Origin of the sequence: Gardnerella pickettii (genome assembly GCF_029226345.1) — a bacterium.
In the GTDB taxonomy this organism is placed as follows: Bacteria; Actinomycetota; Actinomycetes; order Actinomycetales; family Bifidobacteriaceae; genus Bifidobacterium; species Bifidobacterium piotii.
Genome location: NZ_JAKNCU010000001.1, coordinates 413,768 through 431,521, shown reverse-complemented (window position 1 = coordinate 431,521; position 17,754 = coordinate 413,768). Strand labels below are relative to the sequence as shown.

Genomic DNA, 17,754 nt, shown 5'->3' with positions numbered 1-17,754 from the left:
CCCGATTTTGTAGCTTTACGAGCTAGTTTGAGCAACATTTTCGGTAAATCGCTCGCGCGGATAATCGCGCTAGAGCTATTTGCGCTTTTTGTTGCTCGACATGCCAATTAAAGCTATAAAATCGGGAAATTTAGACCAAATCACTTAAGTCGCAAGTTGTATAGCGGCAAAAGAACCTGATTAATGTCAAAAGGCATGCCTTCAAGGTTCTTTACCTTAGCTGTAACAACTTTATAATTAAGCAACCAATCTGCAGGAGCATCCTGGCTAACGATTCGCGCAGCTTTAGCAAGAAGCTTATTAGACTCCTTAATATTCGCGCAAAGCATTGCCTTAGCATACAAATCCTGAACCTGCTTATTGTTGTAACCGTAGTAATACTTAGGATCTGCCCATTGGCCAAAATCGTGGCTTTCATTGTGATCTACCATAGACAAATCGTAGTTTTTATTGGTATAAACGTCGTGAAGCCAAGTAGTAAATTCAACAACGTTTACTTTTAGATCAATGCCAATTTGCTGTAATTGAGATCTTAGCTGCTCACCAAGTTGCGTTCCATAAATATTCGGGTAAGTAAGTGAAAGATGCAAAGGATTCGACTCACTAAAACCAGCTTCCTTCATTAACGACTTAGCACGCTTAACATTATGCGCGTAAATCTTAGTTAAATCCTCATATCCTGGGTCAAGAGAAGGAATTGGTCCGCCAAGCAAAGCATCCGTACCTCCACGCGAAGCAATAATTTGCTTATGGTCAATCGCATAGCGAATCGCTTGGCGCACACGCTTATCTTTGGTTCGCTCACCATTCATATTCATAGCAAGCACAAATTTATCGGTAGTGTTTCCAGCTTTAACAACATAGCGTTTTGAATCCGCCTTAAAAGGCTTAGCAAGCTGACCCGAAATAGGCGCCAAAGCTTGAACAGACCCCGAAGAAAGCGCATTTACAGCAGCAACATCGTCTACAAAATAGCGAACAACAACTTTTTGAGTTTTTGCCTTATTAATTCCCTTGTATCGCGGATTTACCTTTAACACAACTCGGTCGTTTGGTACAAACTTCTCCACCAAATACGGACCAGATCCAACAGCTTGAGTTTTAGCGTCATAATTCGCAAGCTTATCGAAAACTAAGCCAGCTCTAGAACACAACGCCCACAAAAGCTTTGCATTTGGCTCTTTAAGCTTGATTTCAAACGTGTAATCATCTTTAGCTTTAGCAGATTCAACTTTTCCAACCATGTTTGATCCGCGATATTTCTTTGCAACAAGCTCGTTAAAAGACCACTCAGCATCTTTTGCAGTAAGCTTATTCCCATTAGAAAAAACAACGCCTTTACGAATGTGGAATGTGTACTTTAAGCCGTCTTTGCTTATTTCCCAACTCTTTGTAAGGGAAGGAACAACTTGATTTTTAGAATCCCTAGCTACAAGACCCTCATACACGTTTCCAATCAGCAATTGTTCCAAGGAAGAGCCAGATTGATTACGAATATCAAGATTTGTAGGAGCAAGTTTTAATCCGATTGACACAGTTTTATTTGAAACTTGCGCAGAAGATGTTTGACTTGCAGGATTTTTTTGCGGACCTGTAAGCGTTGCAACAATCGCGCTAACTACTGCGATTACTACGATTGCTACAGAAACAAGCCAGAATTTTCCTAGACCACGCTTATTAGTTTTATACGCACTTTTAGACGCATTATTAAGCGAAGCATCTGTGCTAGAGCCAGCTTGCGATTCTTGCGATTCTTGCGATTCTTGCTCGTTTTCTTTCCCATAGAATTTATCGGTCACATCTTTAGAGTATGCGCCATCTTTGGGTTCTTTGTTATCCATTCAACAAACCTTTCTGGATTGAATTAGATACATTTATTTAATTGTTGTTTATGTTGTTATTTAATTGTTTAAGCTCGTTGCTTTGTCTAATTGCAACACTTGCAACACAAAGTCAACGGCGTATACAATCGTAGCTTGCTAGTAAGTCAATCAAAACTAGGGCGAGTCTAAAAACTTGGTTATAAATCATTAATAAGTGATTGATATTTATGCGTTTTTACAAAAATTTGACATCATTGTGTAAAAAATTTAACACGATTCTATAAAAATTTGACGTTATTCTAATCACATATCCTATGAATGTGGTTAAATGCCATCAGACGTAAACTTGCAAACGTGCGCAAAAAACAATACGATAGCTTGCATATTTGCAAAAATGTATAACAGACGCATAAAGATGTTACACACAGCATGCATGCAAAATGCGCCAATAAAACGCCAATAAAAAGCGAGGAATAATGGCAGAAAACTTGAATACTACAGTAACAGTAAACGAATCCTCGGATCCGCAAAATAACGGCAGCCAAGACCGCACTGCTCTAAATCGCCAGCTTGCACAAATGCTTAAGGGCGGCGTGATTATGGACGTTACTACTCCAGAGCAGGCGCGAATTGCTGAAGATTCTGGAGCTTGCGCTGTAATGGCGTTGGAGCGTATTCCTGCCGATATTCGCGCAGCTGGTGGCGTTTCTAGAATGAGCGACCCAGCTATGATTCACGGAATCCAAGAGGCTGTGTCTATTCCTGTTATGGCAAAATGCCGTATTGGTCACTTTGTAGAAGCGCAAGTGCTTGAGGCTATTGAGATTGATTACATTGACGAAAGCGAGGTGCTTAGCCCAGCAGACGATGTTTACCACATTAACAAGCGCGATTTCGCAGTTCCATTTGTTTGCGGCGCTAAGGATTTGGGCGAGGCTTTGCGCAGGATTAACGAAGGCGCTTCCATGATTCGCACTAAGGGCGAGCCTGGAACTGGAGACGTGATTCAGGCAGTACGCCACATGCGCATGATGAATTCCGCAATTCGTAAGCTTACAAGCATGCGCGAGGATGAGCTTTTTGAAGAAGCTAAGACTTTGCGTGTGCCTTTCGATCTTGTAAAGTATGTTGCGCAAAACGGCAAGCTTCCTGTTGTAAACTTTGCAGCTGGCGGTGTTGCTACCCCTGCAGACGCTGCTTTAATGATGCAACTTGGCGCAGAAGGCGTGTTTGTTGGCTCTGGCATCTTTAAGTCTGGAGACCCAGCAAAGCGCGCTGCTGCAATCGTTAAGGCTGTTACTAATTACAAAGATGCCAAGATGATTGCTAAACTTTCCGAGAATTTGGGCGAAGCTATGGTTGGCATTAACGAGCAAGAAATCAAGCTTTTAATGGCTAACCGCGGCGAGTAATTGAGACGAGTGATTGAGGCGAATTATTTTGGCAAACTCACCTATCAACACAAATAATTGCGCGCACACTGTAGCCGTTCTAGCTGTTCAAGGAGCTTTTCTTGAGCATCGTTTAATGCTAGAAAAGCTTGGCGCGCGCGTTATTGAGCTTCGTCAAGCGCGAGATTTGGAGCAATCTTTTGACCGCCTTGTTTTGCCTGGCGGCGAAAGCACTGTGCAAACTAAGCTTCTTAAAGAGCAAAATATGCTTGAGCCTTTGCGCGAGAAAATTGCAAACGGAATGCCTGTTCTTGGCACTTGCGCAGGGCTGATTTTGCTTGCAAAAAACGTGGAAGGAAACGAAGTTAGCGGATTTGGCACGCTAGACGTTACTGTTAAGCGCAATGCTTACGGCCGCCAGCTTGGAAGCTTCCATTGCAATTCTGATTTTGGCAATCTTGGAGCTGTTCCAATGACGTTTATTCGCGCGCCTTATATTGCGCAAGTTGACTCAAATGCCGAGGCTCTTGCAACTGTAGATGGCAACGTTGTAGCTGCTCGCCAAGGAAATCAAATCGGAACAGCTTTCCACCCAGAGCTTGATGAAGACACAAGAATACACCAGCTTTTCTTGGATTTGTAAATATCTTAGACTTGTAAATAAATGTGGCACTTAAATCACTTGTTTAAGTGCCACTTTTATTATGAAACTCTATTAATGCTCCATTAAAAAACGCTATTAAACCGCTATTTTACCTCAAAAATCGCGTATCCAAAGGCTCCAAGAGCATGATTTTGAGCATCATAATTGTAGCTAATAATCGGCTCACAATCAGGCAAAGAACTAAACGAATCATTAGATTCATTGAACGCATTTAAAGCCACAACAACACGCTTAGAATCAGTTGCTCGCGCAAACACAAATTTTCCGCGATCATCATAGTCAAGAACCCTAAAATTGCCATGAACAAAGCAATCGTTGCTTCTACGCAATTTTATAAGTTCGCGGAACAAGTCGCGATTATCTTTTACAGGATTTTCCCAAGGCATAGCCGCGCGGTAATCACGCTCTTCAAAACCAACTAAACCAAGCTCGTCACCGTAAAACACGCTTGGAGTTCCAACAGATGTAAGAAGGCAAAGCTCAGCCAAGCGGAATCGCTTATCCACCGCGGAAGAATCGCCAGAATCCGCGGAATTTTGCGCACACAAGCTCCTAAAGCGACTAACGTCATGACTATCAAGCAAATTCAATTGACCTTGAACAATCGGGAATGGGTATCTTAAAAGCATATCCACAAATCGACTATTAAATTCGTGCGCATTAATCTTGCCAAAAGCAAAGAAATCGCGGCAAACTTTGCGGAACTCGTAGTTCATAGTGGAGTCAAACATATCTCCTTGGAGCCAACGCTCAGAATTCTCCCAAATCTCCGCAATTAGCACACTATCTTTTTTAGTCTTTTTAGCAACAGAGCGGAAGGCACGCCAAAAGTCTTTATCAACCTCATTAGCAACATCCAAACGCCAACCGTCAACATCAAAATCTTCAAGCCAATAGCGGCAAACATCCATAAAATAGTCGCGAACTTTTGGATTAGAAGTATTAAGCTTTGGCATTTTACGCTCATACGCAAAACACGTATAGTTTGGACGCTCGCCATCTTTAGGGCGCTTAACAGGGAACTTTAATCCATAGAACCAATCCTTGTATCGCGAATTTTCGCCATTTTTAACAACATCGTCAAACGCAAAGAAATACCAACTAGAATGATTAAAAACGCCGTCAATAATTATGTGCATGCCGCGACTATGAACCTCGCTAACAAGCTCCCTAAAATCGTCGTCCGTTCCCAAATTAGGGCAAACATGATAGTAGTCAAGAAGATCGTAACGATGGTATTCTGCAGCTGTAAAAATAGGATTTAAATACAAGCAATTAAAGCCCAAATCCTCAATATAATCAAGATTTTCGATTATGCCTCTAATTGTTCCGCCCAAACGAGTGTGCAATGTTTGACCAGTTTTCTCATCAAAATAATCTTTTGCTGTGCAACTTATGCCACGCTTAGAATCTGCAAAACTATCTGGGAAAATGTTATAAACAACAGCCTCTTTAAGCCAACGCGGAACGTCGCTAATCTCTTCGCGGCGAATAAATGGGAACTGGTAGACTTCTGTACGATCTTCTGGAAAATCAGCTGCAATAGTATCGGCGTACAAATACAAGTGTTCATCCGCATCTTGCATCTCAAAGTAATAACAAACTCTATCTAAATCGCTGCTTATATTTGCTTCGTAGTAGTCAAAGTAATCGTCGCTTGCAATCTTTTCCATTTTCAGCGTGCGGAACTGATCTAACGGAGTTAAATCAACGCGATTTCCGTAGTGCAAAACGCATAAACTAAGATTATTCTTTGCCGCGCGCAAACGAATTGTTAAGCAATACTCTGCCGTAGAATACGCGTATTGAGAAAGTGGCTTATGCAATATTGCATGACGATTTATCATTTACATTTCCTTTCTAGCCTCGCTGCCATTGTTTTCGACTTTATCACCTACTCTTCTACACCGCCACACTTTAATGGTGACTCGCCGAGAGAGCAAGAAAAATCGAGAATCTCAGGCGGTTAAGCAATACGCAATTGTTCAATCACGTAAGAGGGCTGGGTGATTCTTGGTCGAACAGTATAAGAGCGGCAGCCGATATCAAATAATCCAATGACTCACGCCTACAAACAAACTTAAACCAAAAATAAAATCAAAGCCAAATCGGAACAACCGCAACAACAAACTACACGTAAGAGGCGGAGCGTTGTGAGACAAGAAACACCCAGCCCTCCTACACACCAAATAAAGAAAGCTTGCAATTGCACGCAACGACTTAGCATTAATGTAGTATTGCTCTAAAGATGCGCATACTTAAGTTTGGCAACACACAACAAACACACTGGAGGCGAATATGCTTTTAGCAGTAGACATTGGCAACACGAATATTGTGCTTGGATTCTTAGATAACGGCAAGATTGTTGGCACATATAGAATGACTACAAAAGCAAATCACACTTCCGACGAATACGGCATTATGATTACGCAATTCCTTAATTTAAGCGGTTTTAGCGTAAACGATGTTGAAGATGTTATTGTTGCTTCGGTTGTTCCAAAAGTTATGCACTCTTTCCGCGCAAGCATTGTTAAGTTTTTGCAAATCGACCCTATGATTGTGGGCCCTGGAGTAAAAACTGGCGTAAATATTAGGATTGACGAGCCTCGCTCTTTGGGCGCAGATTGCTTAGCGGATTGTGTTGGCGCGTTTTACGAATACGGCGGCCCAGCATTGGTAATTGATTTTGGCACAGCTACCACTTATAACTACGTTGATAAAAGCGGAGCAATTACTTGCGGACTTATTTGCACGGGAATCAGCTCGGCTGCAGCAGCTCTATGGGATAATACTGCTCAGCTTCCAGAAGTTGAGATTTCTCGCCCTAAATCTGTTCTTGCAAAATCAACTCGTCCTGCTATGCAAGCTGGCCTCTACTACAGCTTCCTCGGAGGCATTGAGCGCACAATTGAACAATTCAAAATAGAGATAAATGAGCCTTTTAAGGTTGTTGCTACAGGAGGCTTGGGGCGACTTTTCGAAAAAGACGTTGATTCGATTGATTACTACGATCCAAATTTGATTTTTAAGGGAATGTACGAGATTTATAGAAGAACAATCGGTTGCTAGCGACTTTTCCTTTAGATTACAAACTTAAAGAGCATGGTCTTAGCGAATAGTCTTAGCGAATAATTATCGCACAACAAAACCTTGATTATACCCGTATTCTTTTAAGTCTTTTTTCCAAAGCGCGATTCCATCTTTAAGTCGAATCTTAGGGCCAGGGTCGTCTGGAAGAACAAAATCTTTTCCGTCATCTTGCTTAATTCCAGCATCAATCATAGCTTTAGTATTTAATCGCGCTTTTGACTTTCGATTCCAATCGTAAGCTAAGCCAACTGTGGAGCGAAAATCACTACGCGAATATACTTCAAATGGCAAATACTTGTACCCCGTATACACATGCTGTGCTGCATCCGCAAAAACTCTATTAAAGCGTTGACCGCCAAAGTATGGCACTTTAATTCCTCTAGAATCCAAAACAGTAGTCTTATTCAAAAATGCGCTATCTCTAAGAGTTACAACATCTGCTGGGAACGCTCCCGAACTAACGCGCTCTTTAATACCTTGTTGATTGTGGCAAACAAAATCAACAAAACGCATTGCAGCTTCTGGCTTCCTGCTAGATTGCAATACACTTAGCGCAGATCCGCCCATTTGCGCATTATGATTTTTGCCATCCATTGTTGGAACTCTTGCAACACGCCACAGCCCTGCTCCGCCTGGAATATCGTGCATTAAAAGCGAAGTCATCCATGCTCCAGCAAAAACGGAAGCAACATTGCCAGAACCAACAGCGCTCTTCCAAGCTGGAGTCCACGTTGTAAGCCTTGTGTCCACTAAGTCTTCGTCAATCATTAATTGCCAAAAGTTTGTAAAGTCTTTTGTTCCTTTATCTTTACTTAAACGAACAGTAACAGTTTTTCCGTCGTGCGAAGTTATAAACGGATGTCCGCCAGAAAGCCAAATCATAGCGTTGTAAAAGCTAGCATCTCCAGAATCTGCAGCAATATAAACGCCAATATTTTTTAGCTTTCTTGCTGCATGAATGTAGTCTTTCCAAGTGTGAATTTGTGTAGCATCCACACCTGCTTGGCTAAACACATCTTGATTATAAAACCACGCTAAAGGCCCTGAATCCATTGGCAAACCGTATATTCGGCCTCCTAATTGCACAGAAGACCATGATCCTTGCGTGTAAAATGTTTGAGTTCCTTGTACCCTATCTGTAATGTCTAGAAGCTGACCGCTAACAGCGTATTGTGGCAATGCATAGTACTCAAGTTGAGCAACGTCTGGCATGCCATAGCCATCTTGAATAGCGCTATTAAGATTGCTATACCCACTTGTGTCTTTAACACTAACGCGAATATCTGGATTTTGCTTCTCAAAATCTGCAGCAATCCGCTTCATGCTTGGCTCCCAAGACCACACCGTGATTTTTGTTCTAGAATCAACAGATCCGCATGACGCACAAAAAACAACAACAAAAACGCATAAAACAGCAGTTATTATGCGCCTAACAAAATAGTCAGCAATCTGCTTGCGATTTTTGTGCGGTCTTCTTGCACTCATAACACTCATTGTATTGCTATTCCACAGTTACGGATTTTGCAAGATTCCTAGGCTTATCAACGTCGTAGCCTTTAAGCTTTGCCATATTCATAGCAAAAAGTTGCAATGCTACAACATCTACAAGAGGGCTTAGCAATGTTGGACACTTAGGACGCCAGAACACAATATCTGCGTAACGCTCAGCGTCTGGATCGCCGTCTTCTGCAACCGCAATCGTAAACGCTCCACGAGCCTTAACTTCTTCGATTCCCGATATCACTTTAGCGTGCAAAACGTCTCTGCCTCTAGAAGATGGCACAATCACAACAACTGGCTCTCCCTTATCTACAAGAGCAATCGGGCCGTGCTTTAGCTCTCCTGCAGCAAAGCCTTCTGTAAACGTGTACGCAATCTCTTTTAGCTTTAACGCACCTTCTAGCGCCACTGGGTAGCCAACATGCCTGCCAAGGAACAAGAACGATTTTGCATCCATTGTTCGCTTTGCAGCTTGCATTATTGAATCCGTTTGTGTATCTAAAACGTTTTGGATTTTAGATGGCATTTCTTTAAGCTGAGACACGATTTGCTGAATCTCGTCCCTGTACATTGTTCCTTTGACTTGAGCCAAATAAAGGCCAAGCATGTATGCAGCTACGATTTGTGCAACAAATGCTTTTGTAGAAGCAACTGCGATTTCCGGTCCCGCATGCGTGTAAAGTACAGCATCCGATTCTCGCGGAATACTCGAACCTTGAGTGTTGCATATTGCCAGCACGCGACTACCCTGCTCACGCGCATGCCTTAACGCCATTAACGTGTCCATTGTTTCGCCAGACTGCGAAATTGCTACAACAAGCGTTCTATGCGTTAAAATCGGGTCTCTGTACCTAAATTCGTGAGCCAGCTCCACTTCTACTGGAATACGCACCCAATGTTCAATCGCATATTTTGCAACTAATCCTGCGTAGCTTGCTGTTCCACAAGCCACAACTATTATTTTGTCGATTGATCGCAAAACATCTTGACTAATCCTAACTTCGTCAAGAATAATATTCCCTTTTGCGTCAAATCGCCCGCGCAAAGTATCGGCTACAGCATGCGGATCTTCGTGGATTTCCTTATCCATAAAGGAATCCCATCCGCCTTTTTCTACTGCCGAAGCATCCCAGTCTACTGTAAAATAGCTAGGATTTTTAATCTCATTGCCGTCAAAATCTGTAAGACAAAGCTGCGCTTTTTTGTTTCCTTCTATATCTCCGATTAAAACAGCTTGATCTTGACCAACTTCAAGCACTTTATCTGTGTATTGAACAAAAGCAGCAACATCGGAGCCTAGAAAATACTCGTTATTTGAAACACCTACTACAAGTGGCGAATCATGGCGAACAGCAGCAACAATATTAGGCTGTCTAACGTCCACTGCAAGTAGAGTAAAAGCTCCTTTAAGAATTTTTGCAACTCGTCTTATTGCTTCAAAAAGATCTGGCTTACCAGTTTCTTCAATTATTTGATTCGCGATTTTTCCAAGCGCTTTTGCTGCAACTTCCGTATCTGTTTGAGACGAAAACTCTATGCCTTCTTTTTGCATTTGTTCTTTAAGACTAATAGCGTTTTCAATAATACCGTTGTGAATAAGGGCGATTTTTCCGTCTGCACTAACATGAGGATGCGCGTTTAAGTCGCATGGAGCGCCATTTGTAGCCCAACGCGTGTGGCCTATTGCAACGCTCGCATCTGGCATTGGATTTTCGGCTATATCTTTTCTTAAAACAGCTAAGCGACCAGCTTTTTTGCGAACACATATAGAATCCATTCCTGGAGCAGCAAGAGCCACACCAGACGAATCATAGCCTCTGTACTCTAAGCGTTCTAATCCGTTTAAGCAAACTTCTAAAGGCTTTGCGCAAACTGTGCCAAAACCTGCGTATCCAACAATTCCACACATAATCTTCTATTCTACGTTATAAAACGTGTGTGTTTCTACATGTTTTGCAATTATGTTTTGAATTATGTTTTGCAATTACTGCTATCTGTTGCTATGAATGCTATCTGCTTTTGCTTCAAATCCTTTGCCAAAATGCTTTTCTAACATAACCTGCAAAACCATCAAAACAGACGTAATCACCAAATACCAAACACTAGCAACAATAAGAAGAGGAATCGGCTTATAAATACGATTAGCAACAGCATTAGTAGCAAACTGAAGCTCCAAAGTAAAAGGAACAGCCAAAACCAAAGACGTAGTCTTAAGCATACCAATAGTCTCATTACCCAAAGGCGGAACAATAATACGCATAGCCTGAGGCAAAACAACCCTACGCATAGTCAAAGACCTACCCATACCCAAAGCCTGAGCAGCCTCAACCTGACCAGCATCCACAGCCTCCAAGCCAGCACGAACAATCTCCGACAAATACGCAGCCTCATTAAGAGACAAACCAATAACAGCAGCATTCAAAGAAGTCATAACAACATTAGAATCAATCGAGAAAAACTCAACAGACGTAAACGGAATACCCAAACTCAACTTAGGAACAAGAACCGCAAACATACCCCAAAAAACAAGCTGCGTATAAACAGGCGTACCACGGAAAAACCAAATAAAGAACCAGCTAACACCACGCAAAACAGGATTAACACTCTTACGCATCATAGCCAAACAAACAGCCAAAACAATCGCAATAACCATAGAAAGCAAAGTCAACAACAAAGTCCAACCAATACCAGCAAGAACATTCTCGTTAAAAATGTATTTCCAAACGATTGCCCACTCAAATCTAGGATTCGTAGCAATTGAATACACAAGAGCACACGCTAGAATCGCAACAATAATGCCAGATATAATATGTCCAGGTTTTTTGACTGGCAAAATACGCTCGTTGTTGTTATTTTTAGCACTCATGTTTTTAATCCTACTCTAAGCATACAAAGTTTCTACTAGCGAATATTAAATAGCTAAATCAATCATATAAAGCATTCATATAAAGCATTTAGCAAGGCAAATCACACAGGAATCACACTTTTGGATTTACTTCTGGGTGCTTAATCATAACGTCTTCAACACCCCACGCCTTCATTATTTCTTGATACGCGCCCGTTTGTATTAGCTTTTCAATACCAGCTTTTATTGCTTCTACAAGCTGAGCATCTCCTTTTTGAGCAATAATGCCCATAAGAGCTTTATCGCGGCTTTTACCCAATGGCTCCAACTGGCCGTCCGTTTGCTCAATCGCAAAACTAGAAACAGGAGTATCTGCATACATAACATCTGCGCGGCCTGCAACCACTGCAGTCGTAGCATCCGTTTGCTCTCTAAACGCAAGAACGTCTAATGGCGCTTTGCGACTTACTTTACAAACATCTCTTGCGTCATACATTTGAGTTTCGCTTGTTGTTCCAACTTGCACAGAGACTTTTTTACCGCATAAGTCGTTAAGATTCACATTTGTTGGATTGCCTTTTCTAACAACAAAAAGCAAACCAGCATCCGCGTACGTTACAAAATCAACCGACTTTTCTCGCTCTTTGCTAACTGTAAATCCCGAAACTCCAATATCGAATTTGCTTCCAACAGATGGCAAAATCGCGTCAAATGGCGCGTGAACAATGCGAAGCTTTAATCCCATCAATTTTGCTAGCGCTTTGTTTAAGTCTATTTCGTAGCCTACAACCGTTTTTCCATCTCTAGCATAAAATCCTGCTGGCGCATATCCAACATTAGTACCCATTACAAGCTCGCCACTTTCAACAAGCTTTTTTGGCAACATTGCAGCAATACTTTTATCTTTTTTAATACGATTAACGTCGTAGCTGCGAGCTAAAAGAGGATCTGGCCCAACCGCATCGCTTGTTCCGCAAGCACTGGAAAATCCTAGTAAAGATAGCGACGTAAACGCAGCAACAAATCTTAGCCAACGAGATACGCGAACGCCGTTCTTACTATGCGAGTTTGATTCGCATGAAGAACATGCATCACTCATACTAATCTCCGAATAAATTGGATGGAATATTCAAACAATGAACAACTTTACACTATGTTTGTTATTACACAAACACGCTAAACATTGCGCAAGATATTCTTTGCGTAAAATTGTTTGAATAATAGTGCTAATCAAAATAAAAAGGCTGCAGCAAACACCACAGCCATAAATTATTCATGATTTTACGCAAAATGCCTTAATTTTTACGTATTCACATTTATATATTAAGCTTACAAAACGTTGTGCAGAAAATCCTTAAATCTTTCAGTTTGAGGATTATCAATAATCCCAGACGTTCCACATTCAACAACTTTTCCGCCATCCATAAACACAACTTGATCTGCCACTTCTCTAGCAAAACCAATCTCGTGAGTTACAACAATCATTGTCATGCCATCGTTTGCCAAGTCGCGCATAACATTAAGCACTTCTCCAACAAGCTCTGGGTCTAGCGCAGACGTAGGCTCGTCAAAAAGCATGATTTCTGGCTTCATAGCAAGCGCGCGAGCAATAGCCACTCGCTGCTGCTGACCGCCCGAAAGTTGCGAAGGATAATGATCTACGCGATCTGCCATTCCAACACGCTCAAGCTCTTTAACAGCTAAATCGCGAGCTGCAATTTTATCCATATGCAAAACGTGAACTGGAGCTTCCATAACGTTTTCAATAGCAGTCATATGCGGAAACAGGTTAAAACGCTGGAACACCATTCCAAGCTTTGCGCGCTGCGCTGCGATTTCTTTATCGTTTAACGCTTGCAAAGCTTCTTTTCCATTACGAACAACAGTTTTTACACCAATGCGCTCGCCGTAAATGGTGATTTTTCCAGATGTGATTGTTTCAAGCTGGTTCACTAATCGCAGCAAAGTTGACTTTCCACTTCCCGAAGGACCGAGTATAACTGTTACACTTCCTGGCTTTACAGTCATATCAATTCCCTTAAGAACTTGCAAATTGCCGAAGGACTTGTGTAAATCCTCTATGACTACTGCTGGAGTATCACTTTTAGTAACATTTTGGCTTTGTGTATCAACCGTTAAAATATCAGTCATTTTTCCTCAAATCTAATAAAACTAATGGAATTTTATCATTTATAATGCACTTATTTATGCATGCATTATGCAATCAATACAACTATGCGTTAAATCCAAGCATTGTTGCATTATTGCGACCATTTACTGCATCGCTAGCAGCTTTAATGGCCTTATCTCCACGCTTTGCAGCATTCGAGTTGATTTGCTTATTGTTTACAATGTCTTTTGCTTCGAATCCTTTGCCAAAATGCTTTTCTAACATAACCTGCAAAACCATCAAAACAGACGTAATCACCAAATACCAAACACTAGCAACAATAAGAAGAGGAATCGGCTTATAAATACGATTAGCAACAGCATTAGTAGCAAACTGAAGCTCCAAAGTAAAAGGAACAGCCAAAACCAAAGACGTAGTCTTAAGCATACCAATAGTCTCATTACCCAAAGGCGGAACAATAATACGCATAGCCTGAGGCAAAACAACCCTACGCATAGTCAAAGACCTACCCATACCCAAAGCCTGAGCAGCCTCAACCTGACCAGCATCCACAGCCTCCAAGCCAGCACGAACAATCTCCGACAAATACGCAGCCTCATTAAGAGACAAACCAATAACAGCAGCATTCAAAGAAGTCATAACAACATTAGAATCAATCGAGAAAAACTCAACAGACGTAAACGGAATACCCAAACTCAACTTAGGAACAAGAACCGCAAACATACCCCAAAAAACAAGCTGCGTATAAACAGGCGTACCACGGAAAAACCAAATAAAGAACCAGCTAACACCACGCAAAACAGGATTAACACTCTTACGCATCATAGCCAAACAAACAGCCAAAACAATCGCAATAACCATAGAAAGCAAAGTCAACAACAAAGTCCAACCAATACCAGCAAGAACGTTATTGCTTATAAGATAAATTCCAACAACATCCCACTCAAATCGCGGATTTGTGACTATAGAATAAAGCAGCGAGCATGCGATTATAGCTACGATTATGCCAGCTACGATTGGTCCAGGATTTTTAACTGGCAAAATGCGCTCGTTCCCTTGCGAATTTTGCAAAGGCTTTTTATTTAAACTGTTAAACATACTTTCTCCATAAAGGCTTTTGGTTGCAACATATGCAAATTACTAACTAGCAATCACTATAGATTAAATACAAAAATTGGCGTGCGATTTTACTTATGCAGTAACTGTAAACGCACGCCAACTTTAAGATCATACTTCTGGGTTTACTTGCGATTCCTTAATGGCAACGTTTTCAACGCCCCACTTCTTTAGAATGTCTTTGTAAACACCATTCTTCATAAGCTTATCGATTGCAGCCTTAATAAGCTTTAGCATTTTAGCATCGCCCTTCTTAACGGCTGCACCCATTGGCTCAGCGTCGTTGCTGCTTTCTAGAATCTCTAGCTTTCCGCTATTCTTTATTGCAGCGTATCCAGCAACAGGAGTATCGGCATACATAACATCTGCGCGGCCAGAAAGCAAAGCTGTAGTGGCATCTGTTTGATCCTTAAAGCTTAAGATTTCTAGCGGCTTATTGTTATTCGCCTTGCATTGCTTTTTGGCTTCTTCCATGATTGGCTCGCCAACAGTGCCAGTTTCTAATGTAACTTTTTTACCGCAAAGATTCTTTGGATCCACCTTAGTTGGATTGCCTTTACGAACTTCAAAAGATAAACCAGCGTTTGCGTACGTTACAAAATCAACGGACTTCATACGTTCAGCGTTGACTGTAAAGCCAGAGATTCCAACGTTATACTTGCTTCCGATTGCTGGAATAATGGAATCAAACTGAGCATGCATAATCTTGGCCTTTAAGCCCATCAACTTTGCTAGCGCTTTAGAAAAGTCGATTTCGTAGCCGACTGGGGTTTTGCCATCGGCAGCAAAGAATTCTGCAGGAGCATAGCTAACATTTACGCCAACAGTTAGTTCGCCAGTTTTTGCAACGCTTTCTGGAACAAGCTTTGCAATCTCTTCGTCTTTTTGAACTTTGCTTACATCGTAGCTGCGTGCCACATCTGGATCTGCTGCTTTAGAATCAGCAGGTCCGCATGCGCATGTGCATCCAATCAATGCAAGCGTTGCAATTGCAGCAATTGGCTTAATTGACTTAATTGACTTAAAAATCTTATTTGACTTAAGCATTTTCTTCTCCTGTTCAATCCTTCAGTCTTAAAGAATAAATAACTTATAATTTACAGTGATATGCATAACTATACACGATATCGCTACTAAATTGCGATTATTAAAATGCAAAAACTGAATATTCACAAATTGCCATACACGCATATGCTGAAAAATAGCGAAAAATAACGAATTACAAAATCAAAAAGCCGTATATTATTCGTAAAAATGAATAATATACGGCGTGTCGTTTATAGACCCAATACATGAATCACCTAGATTGCATATTCTTGTATCGCATAGCACGCAAAGCCTCGCGCTTATCTTGTTCCTCGCGCAACGCTTGTCGCTTATCGTACTCTTTTTTGCCTCGCGCCAAAGCAATCTCAACTTTAGCGTAGCTGCCCTTAAAATAAATCCTCAAAGGCACAATCGTATAACCTTTAGCTTCAATCTGCCTAGAAAGCTTAGCAATTTGAACAGCATGAAGAAGTAACTTGCGCTTGCGCTTAGGAGCATGATTATTCCACGTTCCATTTAGATACTCTGGAATATTTGCACCTTCTAGCCAAATCTCACCACGTCTATCAATATTTACAAACGCTTCAGCTAAAGAAGCTCGACCTTCTCGTAAAGACTTAACTTCGGTTCCAGTAAGCGCAATACCTGCTTCGTAGCAATCTTCAATCGCATAGTCGTGATTAGCTTTCTTATTCCTCGCAACAGTTAAAGTACCATCTGAACCAGGTTTCTTATCCAAACTACACCAACCTAAATCGAGTCATACCTAAATCAAATCATAAAAATTAAAAATTAATAGTGAACGTACTCATAGTTTCCAGCATTGCTGATAGTCCTATAAGACGGGAAAGTTGCAAACCCAACACCGCCTTCGGATATAAGCACGGAGCCATCGGAATTTACACGCTCAACAACAGCAACATGGCCGTACGTAGGGTCGGACCCAGCAGCACCTCTAGAAAACACCATAACGGCACCAACGTGTGGAGTGCGATTTACAAGATAACCGAGTCTGCGCCCAGAATTTGCCCACTCTGCGCCGTTTCCCATAAATGATCCAACAGGCAAACCAAGCTGCGACCTACGCAAATATGCCCAAAGCGTGCACTGGCGAGCAGGGTATGCAGAACCTCCAGCAGTATTACCAGTATTATGTCCGTAGCAATTACCAGAACCAGCATGGCAATTGCCAGGAACTGAGTAATTCATACCACTTGCAGCACCATTAGAAAGAGGCAACGCAGGCAAATAAGGCGCACTCCAGCCACCACCACGCATTTGTTGGCGATTAGCATTTGGATTCATGCGAGCTGCAGCAGACGCAGCCAAAGCCCTAGCTTGAGCGTCGATTTGAGACTTTAACGCAACGATTTCTGCAGCCTCACGAGCAGTACGAGACGTAAGACTGTTCTTTTGACTTTCCAACTGCTTTCTAAGAACACTTCCCTGGTCTCGCAAATTTTGCAAAGAACGCTGCTTATCTACAGCAGCTTTTGCTGCAGCTTGCGCGCTTTGTGCCTGGTCTTGAGCTTTTTGCTTTAATTTTTGAATCTCATCTTCTATAGCAGCCAAACGCTGACGCCTATTCATTGAGTTGTTCAAAGTAACAGCAGCATCGTTAGCAGCATTCGCCTCACTACGAACAACAGCAGCTTCCGATTGAAGTTTTCCAACAAATTGCTCGGTAGTTGTTGAATTGGTTACCATAGCCATTACATTAGAAGCGTTTGAACCGTGGAAACTTTTTCGCGCAAGCTGAGCCACAGCAGCCTTTGCGTCGTCAAAATCTTCGCCAGTTTTTTTAATCTTTTCTTCCAAATCGCGCTTATCTTTTTGAGCAGATTGCAAACGTTGATTTGTTGATTCAACAAGACTCATTGCTTGTTGCGCTTGATCTTGAGCCTGTTGAGCTGCTCGAATCTGGTTTGGAATTTGATGCTCGTTAATATCATTAAGCTCTAAAATCTTATCTGCAAGCTGCTTACTAACTCCAGCCAATTGCTTTCTAAGAGCCGCATTACTTTGCACTTTTCTGTTGTAATCTTGCATTGTTACAGCATTCGCACGCAAAGGAGTATACGCAAGTAGAATAGTAAATGCAGAAAGCATAAGAACGCCTAGCGCAATCACGCTAGTAACAACGCGTT

General features: G+C 41.7%; 14 protein-coding genes. 3 read left to right on the top strand and 11 right to left on the bottom strand.

Annotation, left to right across the window (positions count from 1 at the left end; genetic code table 11):
* Positions 1-140: 140 nt before the first annotated feature.
* A complete protein-coding gene (locus tag MAF46_RS01630) occupies positions 141-1,841 on the bottom strand; it encodes an ABC transporter substrate-binding protein (RefSeq protein WP_060786021.1) in 1,701 nt (566 codons plus the stop codon).
* Between the two features lie 458 nt (positions 1,842-2,299).
* Between MAF46_RS01630 and pdxS the strand changes: the two genes are divergently transcribed.
* Positions 2,300-3,235, top strand: coding sequence for a pyridoxal 5'-phosphate synthase lyase subunit PdxS (gene pdxS / locus MAF46_RS01625; protein ID WP_004113518.1), 936 nt, complete (start codon positions 2,300-2,302; stop codon positions 3,233-3,235).
* Between the two features lie 22 nt (positions 3,236-3,257).
* Positions 3,258-3,857, top strand: a complete 600-nt coding sequence (gene pdxT / locus MAF46_RS01620) for a pyridoxal 5'-phosphate synthase glutaminase subunit PdxT (protein ID WP_172539732.1) — start codon at positions 3,258-3,260, stop codon at positions 3,855-3,857.
* Between the two features lie 104 nt (positions 3,858-3,961).
* Here the strand turns inward: pdxT and MAF46_RS01615 are convergent, their stop codons facing one another.
* The gene (locus tag MAF46_RS01615; protein ID WP_060786022.1) at positions 3,962-5,725 is read right to left on the bottom strand and encodes a glycoside hydrolase family 13 protein; all 1,764 of its coding nucleotides are present in this window, start codon (positions 5,723-5,725) and stop codon (positions 3,962-3,964) included.
* Positions 5,726-6,176: 451 nt separating this feature from the next.
* Between MAF46_RS01615 and MAF46_RS01610 the strand changes: the two genes are divergently transcribed.
* Positions 6,177-6,947 (top strand): type III pantothenate kinase, encoded by a 771-nt coding sequence (locus MAF46_RS01610; protein WP_060786023.1) that lies wholly within the window; start codon positions 6,177-6,179, stop codon positions 6,945-6,947.
* Positions 6,948-7,010: 63 nt separating this feature from the next.
* On the opposite strand, the gene MAF46_RS01605 is transcribed toward MAF46_RS01610, so the two are convergent.
* From MAF46_RS01605 to MAF46_RS01565, 9 genes are all read right to left on the bottom strand, one after another.
* Entirely contained in the window at positions 7,011-8,453 is a 1,443-nt protein-coding gene (locus tag MAF46_RS01605) for an extracellular solute-binding protein (protein ID WP_060786034.1), read from the bottom strand.
* A 16-nt stretch (positions 8,454-8,469) separates the two neighbouring features.
* A complete protein-coding gene (glmS, locus tag MAF46_RS01600; RefSeq protein ID WP_060786024.1) occupies positions 8,470-10,377 on the bottom strand; it encodes a glutamine--fructose-6-phosphate transaminase (isomerizing) in 1,908 nt (635 codons plus the stop codon).
* A gap of 81 nt (positions 10,378-10,458) precedes the next feature.
* Complete coding sequence (locus tag MAF46_RS01595; protein ID WP_101896603.1) at positions 10,459-11,334, bottom strand: amino acid ABC transporter permease; 876 nt, start codon at positions 11,332-11,334, stop codon at positions 10,459-10,461.
* 112 nt (positions 11,335-11,446) lie between these two features.
* On the bottom strand, positions 11,447-12,412 hold the full coding sequence (locus MAF46_RS01590) for an ABC transporter substrate-binding protein (protein WP_004130648.1): 966 nt from the start codon (positions 12,410-12,412) through the stop codon (positions 11,447-11,449).
* Between the two features lie 230 nt (positions 12,413-12,642).
* Entirely contained in the window at positions 12,643-13,464 is an 822-nt protein-coding gene (locus tag MAF46_RS01585) for an amino acid ABC transporter ATP-binding protein (protein ID WP_004130647.1), read from the bottom strand.
* Positions 13,465-13,546: 82 nt separating this feature from the next.
* Positions 13,547-14,542 carry an amino acid ABC transporter permease gene (locus MAF46_RS01580; RefSeq protein WP_275883736.1) on the bottom strand — a complete coding sequence of 332 codons (996 nt, stop codon included), beginning with the start codon at positions 14,540-14,542 and terminating at the stop codon, positions 13,547-13,549.
* 129 nt (positions 14,543-14,671) lie between these two features.
* Positions 14,672-15,607: an ABC transporter substrate-binding protein gene (locus MAF46_RS01575; RefSeq protein WP_004132871.1), complete on the bottom strand. Its 936-nt coding sequence runs from the start codon at positions 15,605-15,607 to the stop codon at positions 14,672-14,674.
* 250 nt (positions 15,608-15,857) lie between these two features.
* Entirely contained in the window at positions 15,858-16,346 is a 489-nt protein-coding gene (gene smpB, locus MAF46_RS01570; protein WP_004130644.1) for an SsrA-binding protein SmpB, read from the bottom strand.
* A 53-nt stretch (positions 16,347-16,399) separates the two neighbouring features.
* On the bottom strand, positions 16,400-17,716 hold the full coding sequence (locus MAF46_RS01565) for a CHAP domain-containing protein (RefSeq protein WP_230953874.1): 1,317 nt from the start codon (positions 17,714-17,716) through the stop codon (positions 16,400-16,402).
* Between the last annotated feature and the right edge of the window lie 38 nt (positions 17,717-17,754).

Coding starts and splice junctions, on each gene's coding strand:
- MAF46_RS01630 (WP_060786021.1), bottom strand. CDS start 1,841: ATGGATAACAAAGAACCCAAAGATGGCGCATACTCTAAAGATGTGACC.
- pdxS (WP_004113518.1), top strand. CDS start 2,300: ATGGCAGAAAACTTGAATACTACAGTAACAGTAAACGAATCCTCGGAT.
- MAF46_RS01615 (WP_060786022.1), bottom strand. CDS start 5,725: ATGATAAATCGTCATGCAATATTGCATAAGCCACTTTCTCAATACGCG.
- MAF46_RS01610 (WP_060786023.1), top strand. CDS start 6,177: ATGCTTTTAGCAGTAGACATTGGCAACACGAATATTGTGCTTGGATTC.
- MAF46_RS01605 (WP_060786034.1), bottom strand. CDS start 8,453: ATGAGTGCAAGAAGACCGCACAAAAATCGCAAGCAGATTGCTGACTAT.
- glmS (WP_060786024.1), bottom strand. CDS start 10,377: ATGTGTGGAATTGTTGGATACGCAGGTTTTGGCACAGTTTGCGCAAAG.
- MAF46_RS01595 (WP_101896603.1), bottom strand. CDS start 11,334: ATGAGTGCTAAAAATAACAACAACGAGCGTATTTTGCCAGTCAAAAAA.
- MAF46_RS01590 (WP_004130648.1), bottom strand. CDS start 12,412: ATGAGTGATGCATGTTCTTCATGCGAATCAAACTCGCATAGTAAGAAC.
- MAF46_RS01585 (WP_004130647.1), bottom strand. CDS start 13,464: ATGACTGATATTTTAACGGTTGATACACAAAGCCAAAATGTTACTAAA.
- MAF46_RS01580 (WP_275883736.1), bottom strand. CDS start 14,542: ATGTTTAACAGTTTAAATAAAAAGCCTTTGCAAAATTCGCAAGGGAAC.
- MAF46_RS01575 (WP_004132871.1), bottom strand. CDS start 15,607: ATGCTTAAGTCAAATAAGATTTTTAAGTCAATTAAGTCAATTAAGCCA.
- MAF46_RS01565 (WP_230953874.1), bottom strand. CDS start 17,716: ATGCTTTCTGCATTTACTATTCTACTTGCGTATACTCCTTTGCGTGCG.